Here is a 15691-nt window from a genome sequence, read left to right on the forward strand (position 1 = left end):
CTACTGTCAGGTTCCTTCGGTCAGCTCTGCGGAACCTGCAACGAGCCCGCGCCGAACGTGACGCTGGAGCCGGGCGCGCCGCCGTAGCGCAGGTCGACGGTGTCCACGACCAGCACCAGCCGGTTGCCGGGGGCCACGCGCCACACCGTCGGCTCCAGGTCCAGGTCCAGCGCGAGGGTGCCCGTGCCGGTCAGCGTCACGGGCTTGTGCGTCACCAGCGCGCCGAGCCCGAGCGCGTCCACCTCGTACAGGTAGGCGAACAGCGTGGTCTTCGCGGCCGTGGTGGTGACGTCGAGGTGGACGCGGGGCGTGCCGCCGACCGTTGTGCCGCTCCACTGGACCGGACCGCGCCACACGGCCGCCGCGCCCCGGTCGATCAGCGGTGTGGAGACGCCGGTCGGGAGGTTCAGGAAGCCCTGGAGGGCGCCGCTGACCAGGACCGTGCCGCTCTCGGCGATGGTCGGCCGGCCCGCGCCGATGCGGTCGGGCGACAGCGGAACCGTGGACGTCTTCGCGGTGACGGCCTGCCACGAGTCGTAGGAGCGCCAAGCCCCGCCGTTGTTGGGCTTGAGCTGCACGGGGGCTTCACGGCCGATGCCGTTGTCGATGCCGCGCAGGTGGTGGTCGAACCAGCGGCCGACGGAGTCCCAGATCTCGTTCGGCAGGCCGGCCGCGCCGAACAGTTCGGCGGTGGCGTGGTCGCCCGGGGAGAGCATCAGGCGCTTCGGGCCGGTGAGCCGCTGGAAGAAGTCGGTGATCTGGCCGGGCGGGAAGAGGCCGTCGTTCCAGGCGTTGCCGATCAGCACGGCCGCCTTGATCGAGTCCACCTTCGACGCGGGCGAGCGTGGCGGCGAGATGGGCAGGACGTCGGCGAACCGGTCCTCCCGGTAGGCGGCCTCGGCCTCGCGGAGGACCGGCCCGGGGCGTCCGGTGAGGCGGCCCGCAGCGAGCAGCAGCTCCACGGCCTGCGTGCTGACGGTCTCGTTCGGGTAGAGCGAGCGGGCCAGGTCGGTCCACGTGCTCAGCGCGGTGACGGCCTTGACGCGCGGGTCGGCCGCGGCGGCGAGCAGCGACTGCCCCGCGCCGTAGGAGATGCCGCCGACGCCGACCTTCGTGGCGTCGCCGCCCGCGTTCGCGATGCCCCAGTCGATCACCCGGCTGACGTCGGCCACGGTGTCCGGCCCGGCGACGTCTATCTCGCCCGCCGAGTCGTGGAAGCCCCGGCTGGTGTAGCTGATCACGGTGTAGCCGGACCGGTAGGCGAGCTTGGCCGCCGCGCCGACGTACTCGATGTTGTTCACGCCCCAACTGGAGGGCAGCACGAGGAGCGGGAACGGGCCGCTGCCGCGTCCGGTCGGTTCGACCACGAACGCCTTGAGCGGCGTGCCGCCCTGGCCGGGGATGGTCTCGTAGCCGACGGTGAAGCCGGGCGCGGCCTGGGCGGGCGAGGCCATGACCAGGCCGGTGACGGCGATGAGCAGCAGGGTGAGTGTCCGGCGCACCTGGGTCCTCCCTCGGCCGTGACCTGGGTCACGGGTGGTGTTGGCGGGGAGTCAACCAGAGCCTTACTCATGAGTAGCAATGGCCTGTGACGCAGTTCACCCTCGATGCGGGCGTGGCACGATGACCGGTATGCGGTTCGGTGAGCGTGACGTGCCCCAAGATCGCGCTCTGGTGATGGCCATCGTCAACCGGACGCGGGATTCGTTCTACGACAAGGGGGCCACGTTCAGCGACGACGCCGCGATGGCGGCCGTCGACCGGGCGGTGGCGGACGGGGCGGACATCGTCGACATCGGCGGGGTGAAGGCCGGGTCCAAGGGCGAGACGGTGGACGCGGTCGAGGAGGCGCGTCGGGTCGTGCCGTTCGTCGCGGCGGTGCGGGAGCGCCACCCGTCGCTGGTGATCAGCGTCGACACCTGGCGGCACGAGGTGGGGCGCGCGGTGTGCTCGGTCGGCGCGGACCTGATCAACGACACCTGGGCGGGCGCGGACCCCGCGTTGGCCGAGGTCGCGGCGGAGTTCGGGGTGGGCATCGTCTGCTCGCACACCGGCGGCCTCGTGCCCCGCACGGACCCGCACCGGGTGCGTTATGACGACGTCGTGGCGGCCGTGGTGGCCGAGTTGGTGGAACGGGCCGAGCGGATGGTGGCGCTCGGGGTGCCGCGCGCCGGGGTGCTCATCGACCCGACGCACGACTTCGGCAAGAACACCTGGCACGGGCTGGAGTTGTTGCGGCGCCTGGGAGAACTCGTCGGAACCGGGTGGCCGGTGTTGATGGCGCTGTCCAACAAGGACTTCGTGGGCGAGATGCTGGGCGCCGACCTGGACGACCGGGTGGACGGGACGCTCGCCGCCACCTCCGTCGCGGCGTACCTCGGGGCGAAGGTGTTCCGGGCGCACCAGGTTCGGCAGACCCGCAGCGTGGTGGAGATGGTGGCGGGCATCGCGGGCACCCGTCCGCCCGCCCGGGTGTTGCGGGCCTTGGCCTGATGCTCGACTGGTTCCACTCGAACACCTGGCAGAGTCCACCGTGGACGGTTGCCGAACTGGTGGCGTGCAAGGGGTCTCGGCGGGTCAGCGTGGTGCTGCCCGCGTTGGACGAGGAAGCCACCGTGGGCGGGGTGGTCGGCGCGGTGCGGCCGTTGCTCGGTGGACTGGTGGACGAACTGGTGGTGGTGGACTCCGGGTCCGTCGACGGGACCGTGCGGGTTGCCTCGGCGGCCGGGGCCCGGGTGGTGCGGCGCACGGATGTGTTGCCGGACCTTCCGCTGTGGCCGGGGAAGGGCGAGGTGCTGTGGCGGTCGTTGGCCGCTACCTCCGGGGACTTCGTGGTGTTCCTCGACTCCGACCTGGTCGATCCCGATCCGGCGTTCGTGCCGGCGTTGCTGGGGCCGTTGCTGACTCGTCCGGTGCATTTGGTGAAGGGTTTCTACCGGCGTCCTTTTCGGTCGTCGTCCACCGGGGGCGGTCGGGTGACCGAGTTGGCGGCCCGGCCGTTGCTCAACGCTCTGCGGCCCGAGTTGGCGGGGATTGTGCAGCCGTTGGGTGGTGAGTATGCCGGGACGCGCTCGTTCCTGGAGTCGGTGCCGTTCGCCGCTGGGTACGGGGTGGAGATCGGGCTTCTGCTGGACGCTCATGCGCGGTATGGGTTGGCGGGGTTGGCGCAGGTCAATCTTGGGGTCCGCCGGCACCGGAACCGGCCGTTGGACGAGTTGGGCGTGATGTCCAGTCAGATACTCGGGACCTTGTTGCGGCGGGTCGGGGTGTCGGTGGTTTCGGATTCGTTGACGCAGTTCGTGCCGGTCGCTTCGGAGTGGGTGCCCAAGGCGGTGGAGGTGGTGCTGGCTGATCGGCCGCCCATGGTTTCGGTGCTCCAGCGGTCCTGGTAGTAGCCGGGGGTTGCGATCAGTTCGGCGTGGGTGCCTCGTTGAGTGATTTCGCCGTGCTCGATCACCAGGATTTCGTCGAAGTCTTCCAGTGGTGTCAGGTGGTGGGTTACCAGGACTACCCTCCCGGTGTGTTCCAGGATGTTTTTCAGGATTTTGTTGCCGTGTTGGATGGTCAGGCCTTCTACCGGTTCGTCCAGTAGTAGGACCTCTGGGGCTGCCAGGAGTGCTCGGGCCAGTAGTACGCGTTGTCGTTGGCCGCCTGACAGGTGGTTGCCCTGTTCTCCGGCCGGGGTGTCCAGGTCCACGTCCAGGTCCGCTAGCTTTGTCGCCCGGTCCAGGTCTTGGTCGGTGGCGTTCGGGTTGGCGAGCTGGATGTTGGCTCGGATGGTCTGGTTGAATATGTGGGTGTCGGCCAGGGTGCCCTTGGCCTCGGGGTTGTTTGCGGCCATGGCTTGTAGCAGGGTGCTTTTTCCTGCTCCGCTCGGTCCTACTACGCCTAGTTTGCCGATGTTGTCCAGGTTTATTGTCTGCGTGTTATTCGGTGTGTGTCGTGGTTTTAGTGTTTCTTTGATCCTGGTGGTCGAGCTGTGTGCTGCTGCCCAGCGTTGGGCTGCTCCGGTCAGTGGGATGGTCACTTCCAGGGTGGCTACTGCTCCTAGCACGATGTGTGCCGGGGCGTTTTGGGTCAGTAGTACTGCGGCTACTCCGAATTGTACTGCCACGGCCAGGCCGGTCAGGGCTGCCGGAGTTATCGATCCACGTCGTTCTCTGGTGGCCAGCTCGTTTATCGTCCGGTCCGTTCGGGTCAGTTCCTGGTTTATGGCGCCGAAGGCGGTCAGTTCTGCTGCGCCGGTGCGTAGGGTGATGGTTCGTTCGGTTAGTTCCGATTTCAGTGGGGCTAGGGTGTTCAGGTGTTTTTTGGCTGTTGTGTAGGCGGCCCAGGGGATGGCTGCGCCGGTCAGGGTCAGGCCTGCCAGTAGTGGCCAGGGGAATCCTGTGACGATTAGTGCGGTGGTGCTTACCAGGGCGGCTACGCAGGCTGGTAGCAGGCAGCGCAGGATGGCGTCTTGCAGGGCGTCTACGTCGGATACCAGGCGGGTTAGGGCGTCTCCGGTTCGGCGTGGGCTTTTTAGTAGGGTGTCGTAGATTCTTCCTCTGAGTTCGGTCATTCCGCGTAGTACTGCGTTGTGGCTGGCCAGTCTTTCTGTGTATCTCAGGGTGCTGCGGGTGATGGCCAGGGCTCGTACGGCTATTATTGCTACGGTCAGGGCTGATAGGGGTGGTTGTTCTGCGGCTCGCATGATCAGCCATACGGCGGTTGTGGTGAGGGCTATTCCTGCTAGTTCGGTGGTTGTTCCTAGGGTTATGGCTGTTATTAGGCGTTTCATTTTTGGGTTGGCTGCTCTCAGGGTTTTGGGCTGGTTTTGTCGTACCCCTGTGGTTGGGTGTGTGTCGGGGGGTGCTCGGGCGGGAGTACCCCTGCGTAGCTTGCCCATTTGTTGTTGGGGTGGCTGGGTTGATGAGTGTTCGGGTGTCGCGGTGGGCGCGGGGTCGAAGTGCGTTCAAGTGTCCTCGCCGGACCAGGACGAAGAGCGCGCTCGCCGCTGGGCTGGCCGCCAAGGATGATCACAAGGGCAGGAGTCGGGCGTCGTGTCATCCCCGTATGGCCTGGTCAAAGACCACCACCCTTGGGTGGGGAGCGCAAGCGAGAAGCGTGCTTGCACTCCCCACCCAAGCGCGGTTGCCCTGCGGGCAGGCCATACGGGGATGACACGCAGCCCACCCGGGGGTGTGCGCGCTGCGCGCGCCACTGCGAAGAGCGCGTCGCGCGCCCAAGGGCACGAGCGCGGAGAGCGCCACGGCGTCGGGCGTGAGGTGTGGTCTCGGCGTTGAGTGGGGAGCGGTGGGGGTTTCATTGGAATTCGATTACGCGGTCTACTTCGCCCAATAGTGTCGGGCGGTGTGCGACTATCAGTGCCGTTCGGGTTCGGGTCCATTCCCTGGTTGCCCGCAGTACGGTTTCCTCTGTTCGGTTGTCCAGTCTTGACGTCGGTTCGTCCAGCAGCAGCATTCGTGCCCTGTCTCTTGCCAGGGCTCGTGCCACCGCTACTCGTTGGCGTTCGCCGGATGACAAGGTGTGCCGGGCGTCCACCAGGTTCGTCAGCCCTACGGCTCGTGCTGCCGCCTGCACGTCTGCCTCGGGAGCGCCCAGCGCGATGTTCTCGCCGACGGTGCCGGGGAACAGGGTCGGCCGTTGCGGTACCCAAGCCAGTTGGCGCAGCCACTCCGTCCGGTCCAGTTCGCGGAGGTCTGCGTCGTCTATCAGGACCCGCCCGCCTGTTGGCACCACCTCGCCCAGCAGCACGGCCAGCAGGCTGCTCTTCCCTGCCCCGCTCGGTCCGATCAGGGCGATTCGCTCGCCTGGTGTCACGCGCAGGGTGAAGTTGCTCAACGCGGGCTCGTCGCGGTCTGGGTAGCGGACCTCTACGTGGTCGAAGAGCACTGTTGCGGTTCGTAGGTCTGGTGGGCGGCGGTGCGTTGTGGTGTGTGTTGGTTTTGGGTGCGCGAGCGCTTGCTCCAGGACTGCCAGGCCCTCCGCGCTGGCGTGGAACTGGGCGCCGGCTGCTCGTAGGGGTAGGTACGCCTCCGGAGCCAGTAGGAGCACCAGCAGAGCTACCTGCAACGTCACGCCGCCGTGTAGTAGGCGCAGGCCCACCGGTACGGCCACCAGAGCCACGGACAGGGTTGCCACGAGTTCCAATACCAGTGCCGACAGGAACGCCACCCGCAGGATTCGCATTGTCTCGTCCGCGTGTGCCCCGGCCATCGCTCGCACGGTCTGTGCTTGTGCCTCGGCTCGTCCGAACATGCGCAGCGTGCTCAGACCCCGCACCACGTCGAGGAAGTGGCCGCCGATGGTGGCCATTGCGTCCCACTGCCGCCTCGTCCGGTCGCGGGTGTGCATGCCCACCAGGACCGCGAAAGCCGGGATCAGGGGCAGGGTCAGCGCGATTGTCAGCGCCGAGCCCCAGTCTGCGAAGGACAGCCTCGCCAGGACGGCCACCGGGACCGTCACCGACACCACCAACTGCGGTAGGTAGCCCGCCAGGTACGGCTCGATCGCGTCCAGGCCCTTCACCACCAGGGTGGTCACCTCGCCGGTCGGGCCGGTTGCGTTGCGCAGCACCCGCTTGCGCAGCATTGCCTTGATGGACGCCGCTTCCCGTTGCGTCACCACGCGTCCGACCCAGATGACGCCGGCCCGTGTCGCGACCACGGCTATCAGCAGGCCCAGGCCGACGCCGCCGCTGAGCACGGACGCCAGTAGTTCTGCCTGCGCCAGCACGAGGACAGCGGTCACGAGGCCCAGTGCGGTCAGCGTGACGACGTATTTCCGGTCAACGTGTCGCACGGGACATCCACCACGTTGCCCACTGGAACGCCAGCACCAGGGGAAGGACGGCCAGTGCCGCCCAGCTCAGCGTTTGCAGCGTCGGCGGGTGGGCCATCACCTCGGGCGTGACCATCGCCTGCGTGCCGAAGACCGACAGGACCGGCACGGCGCACATCGTTGCGGTGCAGAGGAAAGCCAGTCGGTAGGCCGTTCGTCGCAGCGCCAGCCACGTGCCGCCCAGCAGTGCCAGGACCGCGACCGCGCCCACCCATCCGTGGACGGGTTCCTGCACGTCACCGCCGAACAGCACCGCCGCCACGACGAAAGCAGCGCCGGGCGCGATCAGCACGCGGGCCAGTAGGGCTGCCCGTGAACGTAGCGGGCCAGGTAGCCGCCAAGTCAGGAAAACGGCTCCGTGCAACAGGAACAGCGTCACCATCCCGGCTGCCCACAGGGCCGGCGGCCCGCCCAGCACGTCGCCCAGCAGCACGCCCCAGCCCACCGCGACGACCAGTGCCCCGCCGATGAGCACCACGTCCCACGCCGGATGCGACCGCAGTTGCACGGCGGCGGTGAACATCACCAGGCCCACCAGGATCGCGACGAAAACCGTGTGGTGGCCGGACAGCAGACTGCCCTCCAGCCTGGGGAAAGCACCGAACAGCACGCCGACCGCCGCGACCAGCCACACCTCGTTGCCCAGCGCGAACGGCGTCATCGCGCGCAGTGCCCGCGCCCGCTCCGGCTCGTCCCGGCCGACGAACCGGAACAGCAGGCCGACGCCGTAGTCGAAGCCCGCCAACGCGAAGTAGCCCGCCGCCAGCAGTCCGAGCAGAACGACCCACAAGGTTTCCACGGCACATCTCCTTTCCGGGAAGCGGACTTCAGAGGGCCGGCACGAGCGGCGACACGGGCGTGGGCGCCTCGACGGGGCCTCGGCGGGCCAGGCGGGCGATCAGCACCCAGTCGGCGACGGCCAGCACGGCGAACACGGTGGTGAACGCGACGAACGAGAACAGCATCCCGTCACGGCTGACGTCCGACATCGCGTCCTCGGTGCGCAGCAGCCCGTAGACCAGCCACGGTTGCCGTCCCAGCTCGCGGAACAGCCACCCGCCGATGGCCGCGATGAACGGCAGTGGGATGCCGATCACCATGAGGTACAACGGGAATCTCATCCGGATCACCCAGTCGCGGATCAGCAGCGGCACGGTCAGCCAGCTCACCAGCAGCAGGACCATGCCTGCCTGGATCATGAAGCCGAGTCCGGCCCCGGCCGCTCCGGAGACATCGGCCGTCTTGTCCGGCTGGAACTCCCCGATGATCGGGAACTGGCCGAAGCCGACGCCGATCAACAGCGGTGTGACGGCCGCCGTCACCACGACGCCCAGGCGGAGCGACCGCCGGAAGAAGTCGACCTCTTGCGTGCGCTTGATGAAGTGGTAGGCGCTCACGCCGGTGAGGAACACGCCGCCCACGGTCAGGGCGGCCAGCAGGACGTGCATGAACGCCATGCCGAACAGCGGGTTGCCCACCAGTGCCGAGAAGTCCACCAGCCGCAGCACGCCGTCGCGCTCCTCGTGCCCGACCGGGTGCTGGAGGAACGCGTTGGCCACCATGATCCAGAACGCGGACGCGTAGGCGGTCAGCGTCACCAGCCAGATCAGCGCCAGGTGCACCCACTTGTTCAGCCGGTCCCACCCGAAGATCCACAGCCCCAGGAACGTGGACTCCAGGAAGAACGCCACCAGCGTCTCCATGGCCAGCGGCGCGCCGAACACGTCGCCCGCGTAGTGCGACAGGCCCGACCAGTTCAGGCCGAACTGGAACTCCATCACGATGCCGGTGGCGATGCCCAGCGCGTAGTTCACCACGTAGAGCCGGCCCCAGAACCGCGTCATCCGCGTGTGCACGGGGTTGCCGGTGAGGGCCGCCCGGGTCTGCATGACCGCCACCAGCGTCACCAGTCCGAGCGTCAGCAGCACGAACAGGAAGTGGAAGGACGTGGTGACGGCGAACTGGAGCCGGGCTAGTCCGAGTGCGTCCATGGGTAGCCAAGTTATATGTAGGCAGGCAACCTGTGTATCGGGGTTGTCCCGGATGTCTCCCGGAGCCCTCGACCCGTAGAGTGGCTACTTATGAAGTCGGACGCGTTGCGAGGCCACCTCGACGCGCTGCTGCTGGCCACGCTGGACGGCGGGCAGTTGCACGGGTACGCCATCATCGAAGCGCTGCAACTGCGCAGCGGCGGCGCGCTGGACCTGCCGACGGGCACCGTCTACCCGGCCCTGCGCCGCCTGGAGACCGCCGGCCTGGTGGCCAGCGAGTGGAGCACGGTCGGCGGCCGGCAGCGGCGCACCTACCGGCTGACGAAGGCGGGTCAGCGGGCGCTGGCCGCCGAGCGGACCGCGTGGCGCGAGTTCACCAGTGCCATCGAAGGCGTGCTGGGGGGTGGCCCGTGGCCGGCGCAGGCGTGATCGACGACTACCTGACCGCGCTGGACCACCGGCTGCGCGGACCGGAGCGGGTCAAGGAGGACCTGCTCGCCGAGGCGCGGGACAGCCTGGACGACGCGGCGGAGGCCTACCGGGACGGCGGGCTGGCCCCCGAGGACGCCCAGCGCCGGGCGGTCGCCGAGTTCGGCCCGGTCAGCCGGATCGCCCGCGACTACCAGGGGCTGCTGGCCCTCGCCCACGGCGCGCGCACCCTGCGCACCCTGCTGGTGGTCATCCCGCTCGCCCACGTCATGTGGGAGCTGAACCGCAGGTTCTGGATCGGCGCGTGGAACAGCTTCGACGCCCCGCCGCCCGACTGGTACCTGGTGATCGCCAGGGCCAACGACTCGACCGGCTGGATCGTGGCCGGCGTCGCCCTGTGCGCGCTGCTCGCGGGCCGCCTGCTCGCCCGTGCGGGCGTGAGCACGGTCGCCCTCGCGCGGCTGGCCGGCGCGGTGGCCGTGACCGCGGTCGGCGCCAGCGTGCTGGGCAACGTGGCCATCATGACCGCCACCGTCCACGTGGACGCGGGCAGGCTGCTGATGTCCCCGCCGGTCACCGCCGCCAGCCTGATGTCCCTCTTGATCATGCTCCGGCTCGCCGTCCTCGCCCGTCGCTGCCTGGTCTTCTCGGCGGTCTGAACGGAGAGGTCCGAACCGGGCCCGCGGCCGGCCGGCGCACGCTTCTGACGTTTCCCTGCGACCTGGAAGCCGGGCATGTGTCACGATCGTCCGGTGACCACCGCGCTCATCTACCTCGTCGTCATGGTCCTCGTGGCAGTCGTGGTGTTCCTGCTGGCCGCCCTCGTCTTCGGGCGCGGCGAGGAGCTGGCCCCATTGCCGCCGGGCGCGTCGCCGACCAGGCTGCCCGCCGACGAGCCGACCCCGGAGGACGTGCGCGAACTGCAGTTCCAGCAGGTCTTCCGCGGCTACAAGATGACCGAGGTCGACTGGGCCCTGGACCGGCTCGCCACCGAGGTGGAGCGGCTCCGGGCGCGGGTGGCCGAGCTGGAGTCCGCGCGTGACCCGGTTTGAGCTGCGGGTCGACGTCGCCGCGCCTGCCGGGACGACGTGGGCGGCGGTGACCGACTGGCGCCGGCAGGGTGAGTGGATGCTCGCCACCACGGTCCGGGTGACCGGCGGCGACGGCCACGGCGTCGGCACCGAGCTGTCCGCGTTCACCGGGCTCGGGCCGATCGGGTTCACCGACACCATGCGGGTCACCGCCTGGGAGCCGCCGCGCCGCTGCGTCGTCGCGCACACCGGCAAGCTGGTGCGCGGCACGGCCGAGTTCCGGGTCGTCCCGCACGACGGGACCAGCGAGTTGGTCTGGTCCGAGGACATACCGAAGCTGTTGGGCCTGGCGTTCGCGCCGGGCGTGCGCTGGTCCCTGCACAGGTTCGCCGAGTTCGCCCGGGAGTACCACCGATGATCCGTTGCCCGTGGGGCGACAGCACGCCGGACTACGCCGAGTACCACGACACCGAGTGGGGCGTCGAGCTGCACGGCGACGTGGCCATGTTCGAGCGGATGTGCCTGGAGTCGTTCCAGTCCGGCCTGTCCTGGATCACCATCCTGCGCAAGCGGGAGAACTTCCGCCGCGCCTTCGCGGGGTTCCGGCCGGAGGTCGTCGCCGAGTACGGCCAGGAGGACTTCGACCGCCTGATGGCCGACGCGGGCATCGTGCGCAACCGCGCCAAGATCAACGCGACCATCAACAACGCCCGCGCGATCGCCGAGCTGGACGTGAGCCTGGACGACCTGCTCTGGTCGTTCAAACCGGAGCACCACGAGCGCCCGCGGACCATCCACGACGTGCCGGCGATCACACCCGAGTCGAAGGCGATGGCCAAGGAGCTGAAGCGCCGCGGCTTCGTCTTCCTCGGCCCCACCACCTGCTACGCGCTGATGCAGGCCACCGGCATGGTCGACGACCACATCGCGGCCTGCTTCCGCGCCACCGAGCCCGCTAGCGCCCGGTGAACCGCGCGGGCCGCTTCTCCACGAACGCCGCCACCGCCTCCCGGTGGTCGGCGGTCGCCCCGGCCTCGGCCTGGGTGCGCGCCTCCACCTCCAGCGCGGCGGCCAACTCGCCCGAGAACGCCATCGCCTCCTTGATCTTGGCGTAGGCGGCGGTCGGCCCGGCGGCGAGCTTGCGGGCCAGCGCCTGCGCCGTGGACAGCGCCTCGCCGTCCGGCACCACCTGGTTGACCATGCCGACGCGCAGGGCGTCCTCCGCGGCGACCGGCTGGGCCAGCAGCATCATCTCCATCGCCCGGCCGTGCCCGATCAGCTTGGGCAGCGTCCACGACGCGCCCGAGTCCGCCGTCAGGCCCACGTTGGCGAAGGCCATCAGGAACTTCGCGGACTCCGCCGCGACCCGCAGGTCGCACGCGTAGGCCAAGGACGCGCCCGCGCCCGCCGCCGTCCCGTTGACCGCCGCCAGCACCGGCTTCGGCATGCCCACGATGGCTTTGATCAGCGGGTTGTAGTGCAGTTCCACGGTGTGCAGCGGGGCCGGGTCGCCCGCTTCGAGCAGCCCGATGTGCTCCTTGAGGTCCTGGCCCGCGCAGAACGCCCGCCCCGCCCCGGTGATCACCACGGCACGCACGGTGACGTCCTTCGCGGTGTCCCGCACCGCCTCCAGGAGCTGTTCCTTCAACGCGACGGTGAAGGAGTTGAACGACTCCGGCCGGTTGAGGGTGAGGGTGCGCACACCGTCGGCGTCCTCGATGAGCAGTTCGGACACGGGCAGACCTCCGGTCTAGTCGGTTCCCAGGCTGTCGTCCACGAACTTGCGCACCGCCGGCGCGAGCCGCGCGGTGTGCCGGTCGAAGAACTCCGCCGCCGCCCGGCCCGGCCAGTCCTCCGGCAGCAGCTCGCGGGGCAGTCCGGGGTCGCGGAACAGGAACTTCCGCCACGCGTGCAGGAACCGCTGGGACGCGGCGAACGCCCCGGCGGGCGACGTTCCGTCCACAGCGGACACCACCGGCTCCCACTCGGCGACGAACCGCGCGTAGTCCGCGCCCAGCGTGTCGAGGTCCCACGCCCGCGCGGCCAGCGCCTCCGACGATCCCTCGTGTTCACCGTGGAACGTGCTCGCCGCCACACCTTCGGCCGCGAGCACGTCGGACAGCTCGGACGAGGGCCGGGGCGCGATCCAGGTCACCGGGCCGAGCGCGCCGTAGCCGAGCAGTTGCAGCGAGGAGGCGAGCCGGTCCCGCGCCTCCCGCGCCGGCAGTTCCTCCAGCACGACGACGTGCCACCGACCGTCCCACGTGGACGGCCGGGTCCGGTAGATGCGGGCGGCGGCCTCGTCAAGCCGCCGTTCGGCGCGGGGCGTCATCGCATAGCCGGGGCCGGACGCCAGCCGCACCGGCTCCAACCAGCCCTGACGGACCGTGCGCGACACGGCGGTGCGCACCGCCGGCGCCGCGAAGTCCAGCGGCTCCAGCAGCCGGACGAGGGCAGCGATGGTCGCGGCGCCACCCCGCTCGCGGAGGTGGCCGCCGTAGACGTCGAAGAGCGCGGAACGTGCTCGCACGAGATCCGAGTCTGTCAGGGCGACCCCGCGACACGCCACAGCGCCGGAATTGGTCACGACCAGGTGACGGTGAAAGCGGTGGCCGGAAATCGTTGGCACACCGCGATCCTGGCGCTGAACTGCAGGTTGGCGAAGATCGTCGGGAAGTCACGGATCGGTTGGAAAGATCGGTTCGGTTTCGCCGCCGAGTCCGCATAGGGGAGAATGGGTCGAGTATCCGGCCCTGGTCGGACGGGGAAGATGTTGACGGAGGGAGCACGCGATGGCGGCCATGAAGCCCCGGACCGGCGACGGTCCCCTTGAGGTCACCAAGGAGGGGCGTGGCATCGTGATGCGCGTTCCACTCGAGGGTGGGGGGCGCCTCGTCGTCGAGATGTCGGCAGACGAGGCCAACGCCCTGGGCGACGCCCTCAAGGCAGCCGCTGGCTGACCCCAGCCGGAGCGAGATTCGTCGAGGCCCCGGTTTCCACAGTGGAACCGGGGCATCGCTTCGTCCTGACCACCGACTTCCCCCCGAAGGAGCACCCGTGCGCCCACCCGTGCCCACCCCGCTGATCGCCATCGAGGTGGCCGACACCCCCCGGCGCGGCGTGGGCCGGGTCGTCCTGGCCCGTCCGGGCGAGCCGCCGGTGCTGGGGCCGGGCGGCGAGGACGTCGAGCCGACCGAGGAGATCACCGGCAAGGCGGGCACGACCCACCGGCGCAACGGCAGGTGGGTCCTGGGCGTGGGCGAGGCGACCCCGGCCGACTGGCGCACGGCGGGAGCGTCCCTGTCGAGGGCGTTGCAGGCGGACGCGGAACAGGGCGGCGGCACGACGTTCGACGTGAGCGTGACGGACGACACCGACGTGCAGGCGTTCGTGCTGGGCCTCCTCCTGGGCGGCTACCGGTACCGGGTGACCGGCGAAGACGAACCGAGACGAGTCAAGTCACTACGACTGGTGGGCACGACGTCCCCGGACGAGGTACGCGAAGCAGTCGACCTGGCCACCGCGACCGCCCTGACCCGAGACCTGGCGAACACCCCGTCCGACATCAAGGACCCGGCCTGGCTGGCGACCACCGCCGCCAAGATCGCGAAAACAGTCCCCGGCCTGCAGGTGGAAGTACGCGACGAGAAGTGGCTGACCCGCGAGGGCTTCGGCGGCGTACTGGCGGTAGGCGCAGGCTCGACCCGCCCACCCCGCCTGGTCCACTTGACGTGGAACGGCGCAACCACCGGCCCACACCTGGTGTTGATCGGCAAGGGCATCACCTTCGACACCGGCGGCATCTCGATCAAGCCGGCAGACGGCATGCACCTGATGCGCACGGACATGGCCGGCGGCGCGGCGGTGATAGCGGCCGTAACCGCCATCGCCCGCCGCAGCCTGCCCATCCGAGTGACAGCCCTGGTCCCGTGCGCGGAAAACCACGTGTCAGGCACCTCCTACCGACCAGGCGACGTGGTGCGGCACTACGGCGGAACGACCACCGAAGTGACCAACACGGACGCCGAGGGCCGCCTGGTGCTGGCCGACGCCATGGCCTACGCGGTACGCAACCTGAAGCCCGACGCACTGGTGGACGTCGCAACACTGACCGGCGCCATGAAGATCACCCTAGGCGTGCGAACCGGCGGCCTGTTCGCAACAGACGACCGACTGGCCACGCAGATCGCCGAGGCAGGCGAACGAACCGGCGAGGCCTGGTGGCGTATGCCACTCGTCGAGGACCTGGCAGACGACGTGAAGAGCGACATCGCAGACCTGCGCCAATGCCCACCAGGCCCAGGCGGCATCACGGCGGCCTTGTTCCTGCGCGAGTTCACCGACGGCCTGCCGTGGGCACACCTGGACATCGCCGGCCCGGCAAGATCGGACCAGAACTACGCCGAAGTAGTGTCCGGCGCAACAGGCTTCGCAGCCCGAACCCTCGTAGAACTGGCAGAGCACTACCAGGCCTGACCCCCCGAGGGCACGCCGACTAGCACGTTCCATCACCCCAGAGCGTGATCCCGAAACGCCCCAACCACCGAAGCCCCCAGATCGCCGGCAAGCCAAACCAGGGCAACCTCCCGCCCAGCACGAGGCGACAACGACAACTCCCCCGGATGCGCCCCAGCCACACCAGCCCGAGGCAACAACGCCACCCCCAACCCGGCAGCCACCAACCCCCGAACCGTCTCCGTCTCCTGCCCCTCGAACGCCACCCGAGGCACGAACCCGGCCGCGGCACACAACTCGTCGGTGATCTGCCGCATCCCGTACCCCCGCTCCAACACCACGAAATCCTCCGCAGCCAACTCGGCCACCCGCACGGCATCCCGCCCGGCCAACCGATGCCCCGGCGGCACCACCAGCACCAACTCCTCCTCCCGCACCACGGCGAACGAGTACCGGCCATCCACCGGCGGCGGAGCGACCAGGGCCAGGTCCACCTCGCCACGCGACAACTGCCCCAACACCGACTGCCGAGACCCCTGCACCAACCGGAACCGCACCCCCGGATGCGACTCCCGGAACCCCCGCACCAGCTCAGGCACCAACGACCGCCCCAACAGGTGCAAGAACCCCAGCGCCACCACCCCTCGCGAGGGGTCGACTTCCTCCACCGCCGCCCGGTGGCCGGCCTCCATCACCCCCAACGCCCGATCGGCGGCGGAAGCGAGTAGCCGCCCGGCCCGCGTCAACCGCACCCGCCGCCCGCTGCGCACCACGACCGGCGCTCCCAGTTCCTCACCCATCGCGGCCAGCCACCGACTGACCGTCGGCTGCGGCACCCCGACCGCCTCCGCGGCCCGCGTCACGTGCTCATCCCGGGACAAGGCCCGCAACACCGCCAACTTCGGCGCCCATTCATCCATCACAGCATCAATCATTACTGAA

16 protein-coding genes and 1 pseudogene are annotated in these 15691 nt (G+C 69.4%); 9 read left to right on the forward strand and 8 right to left on the reverse strand.

Annotation, left to right across the window (positions count from 1 at the left end; translation table 11 throughout):
* Positions 1-20: 20 nt before the first annotated feature.
* Positions 21-1502, reverse strand: a complete 1482-nt coding sequence (locus ACQPZF_RS04595) for a CocE/NonD family hydrolase (protein ID WP_433268578.1) — start codon at positions 1500-1502, stop codon at positions 21-23.
* A 121-nt stretch (positions 1503-1623) separates the two neighbouring features.
* On the opposite strand from ACQPZF_RS04595, the gene folP reads away from it, so the two are divergent.
* Together folP and ACQPZF_RS04605 are read left to right on the forward strand one after the other, a co-directional pair.
* The gene (folP, locus tag ACQPZF_RS04600) at positions 1624-2493 is read left to right on the forward strand and encodes a dihydropteroate synthase (protein ID WP_433268580.1); all 870 of its coding nucleotides are present in this window, start codon (positions 1624-1626) and stop codon (positions 2491-2493) included.
* The gene (locus ACQPZF_RS04605) at positions 2493-3392 is read left to right on the forward strand and encodes a glucosyl-3-phosphoglycerate synthase (protein ID WP_433268583.1); all 900 of its coding nucleotides are present in this window, start codon (positions 2493-2495) and stop codon (positions 3390-3392) included. Before folP ends, ACQPZF_RS04605 begins: the two co-directional genes overlap by 1 nt.
* Positions 3393-3586: 194 nt before the next feature.
* On the opposite strand, the pseudogene ACQPZF_RS04610 reads toward ACQPZF_RS04605, so the two are convergent.
* The 4 genes and pseudogenes from ACQPZF_RS04610 to ACQPZF_RS04625 form a co-directional block, all read right to left on the reverse strand.
* Positions 3587-4888, reverse strand: a pseudogene (locus ACQPZF_RS04610) (amino acid ABC transporter ATP-binding/permease protein); the annotation flags it as partial.
* A 416-nt stretch (positions 4889-5304) separates the two neighbouring features.
* The gene (cydD, locus tag ACQPZF_RS04615; RefSeq protein WP_433268586.1) at positions 5305-6804 is read right to left on the reverse strand and encodes a thiol reductant ABC exporter subunit CydD; all 1500 of its coding nucleotides are present in this window, start codon (positions 6802-6804) and stop codon (positions 5305-5307) included.
* Positions 6791-7642: a cytochrome d ubiquinol oxidase subunit II gene (locus ACQPZF_RS04620; protein ID WP_433268589.1), complete on the reverse strand. Its 852-nt coding sequence runs from the start codon at positions 7640-7642 to the stop codon at positions 6791-6793. Before ACQPZF_RS04620 ends, cydD begins: the two co-directional genes overlap by 14 nt.
* A 28-nt stretch (positions 7643-7670) precedes the next feature.
* Positions 7671-8834 (reverse strand): cytochrome ubiquinol oxidase subunit I, encoded by a 1164-nt coding sequence (locus tag ACQPZF_RS04625; protein WP_433268591.1) that lies wholly within the window; start codon positions 8832-8834, stop codon positions 7671-7673.
* Between the two features lie 90 nt (positions 8835-8924).
* Here ACQPZF_RS04625 and ACQPZF_RS04630 point away from each other — a divergent pair, with 90 nt between their 5' ends.
* From ACQPZF_RS04630 to ACQPZF_RS04650, 5 genes are all read left to right on the forward strand, one after another.
* Positions 8925-9263 (forward strand): PadR family transcriptional regulator, encoded by a 339-nt coding sequence (locus ACQPZF_RS04630; RefSeq protein ID WP_433268594.1) that lies wholly within the window; start codon positions 8925-8927, stop codon positions 9261-9263.
* Positions 9245-9922 (forward strand): permease prefix domain 1-containing protein, encoded by a 678-nt coding sequence (locus tag ACQPZF_RS04635; RefSeq protein WP_433268596.1) that lies wholly within the window; start codon positions 9245-9247, stop codon positions 9920-9922. The genes ACQPZF_RS04630 and ACQPZF_RS04635 overlap by 19 nt, the downstream gene beginning before the upstream one ends.
* Before the next feature lie 93 nt (positions 9923-10015).
* Positions 10016-10315 carry a DivIVA domain-containing protein gene (locus ACQPZF_RS04640; protein WP_433268598.1) on the forward strand — a complete coding sequence of 100 codons (300 nt, stop codon included), beginning with the start codon at positions 10016-10018 and terminating at the stop codon, positions 10313-10315.
* Positions 10302-10712, forward strand: coding sequence for an SRPBCC family protein (locus ACQPZF_RS04645; RefSeq protein WP_433268600.1), 411 nt, complete (start codon positions 10302-10304; stop codon positions 10710-10712). Before ACQPZF_RS04640 ends, ACQPZF_RS04645 begins: the two co-directional genes overlap by 14 nt.
* Positions 10709-11263, forward strand: coding sequence for a DNA-3-methyladenine glycosylase I (locus tag ACQPZF_RS04650; RefSeq protein ID WP_433268602.1), 555 nt, complete (start codon positions 10709-10711; stop codon positions 11261-11263). The genes ACQPZF_RS04645 and ACQPZF_RS04650 overlap by 4 nt, the downstream gene beginning before the upstream one ends.
* Here ACQPZF_RS04650 and ACQPZF_RS04655 read toward each other — a convergent pair.
* Entirely contained in the window at positions 11250-12029 is a 780-nt protein-coding gene (locus ACQPZF_RS04655) for an enoyl-CoA hydratase-related protein (RefSeq protein ID WP_433268604.1), read from the reverse strand. The two genes, ACQPZF_RS04650 and ACQPZF_RS04655, sit on opposite strands and share 14 nt — an antisense overlap.
* A 15-nt stretch (positions 12030-12044) precedes the next feature.
* Positions 12045-12824, reverse strand: a complete 780-nt coding sequence (locus ACQPZF_RS04660; RefSeq protein WP_433268607.1) for a PaaX family transcriptional regulator — start codon at positions 12822-12824, stop codon at positions 12045-12047.
* A 262-nt stretch (positions 12825-13086) separates the two neighbouring features.
* Between ACQPZF_RS04660 and ACQPZF_RS04665 the strand changes: the two genes are divergently transcribed.
* A complete protein-coding gene (locus ACQPZF_RS04665; protein WP_012783412.1) occupies positions 13087-13254 on the forward strand; it encodes a DUF3117 domain-containing protein in 168 nt (55 codons plus the stop codon).
* A gap of 97 nt (positions 13255-13351) precedes the next feature.
* Complete coding sequence (locus ACQPZF_RS04670; RefSeq protein WP_433268610.1) at positions 13352-14770, forward strand: leucyl aminopeptidase; 1419 nt, start codon at positions 13352-13354, stop codon at positions 14768-14770.
* Between the two features lie 32 nt (positions 14771-14802).
* Here the strand turns inward: ACQPZF_RS04670 and ACQPZF_RS04675 are convergent, their stop codons facing one another.
* Positions 14803-15684: a LysR substrate-binding domain-containing protein gene (locus ACQPZF_RS04675; RefSeq protein ID WP_433268613.1), complete on the reverse strand. Its 882-nt coding sequence runs from the start codon at positions 15682-15684 to the stop codon at positions 14803-14805.
* Between the last annotated feature and the right edge of the window lie 7 nt (positions 15685-15691).

Source organism: Actinosynnema sp. CS-041913, assembly GCF_050942485.1.
Lineage (GTDB): Bacteria > Actinomycetota > Actinomycetes > Mycobacteriales > Pseudonocardiaceae > Actinosynnema.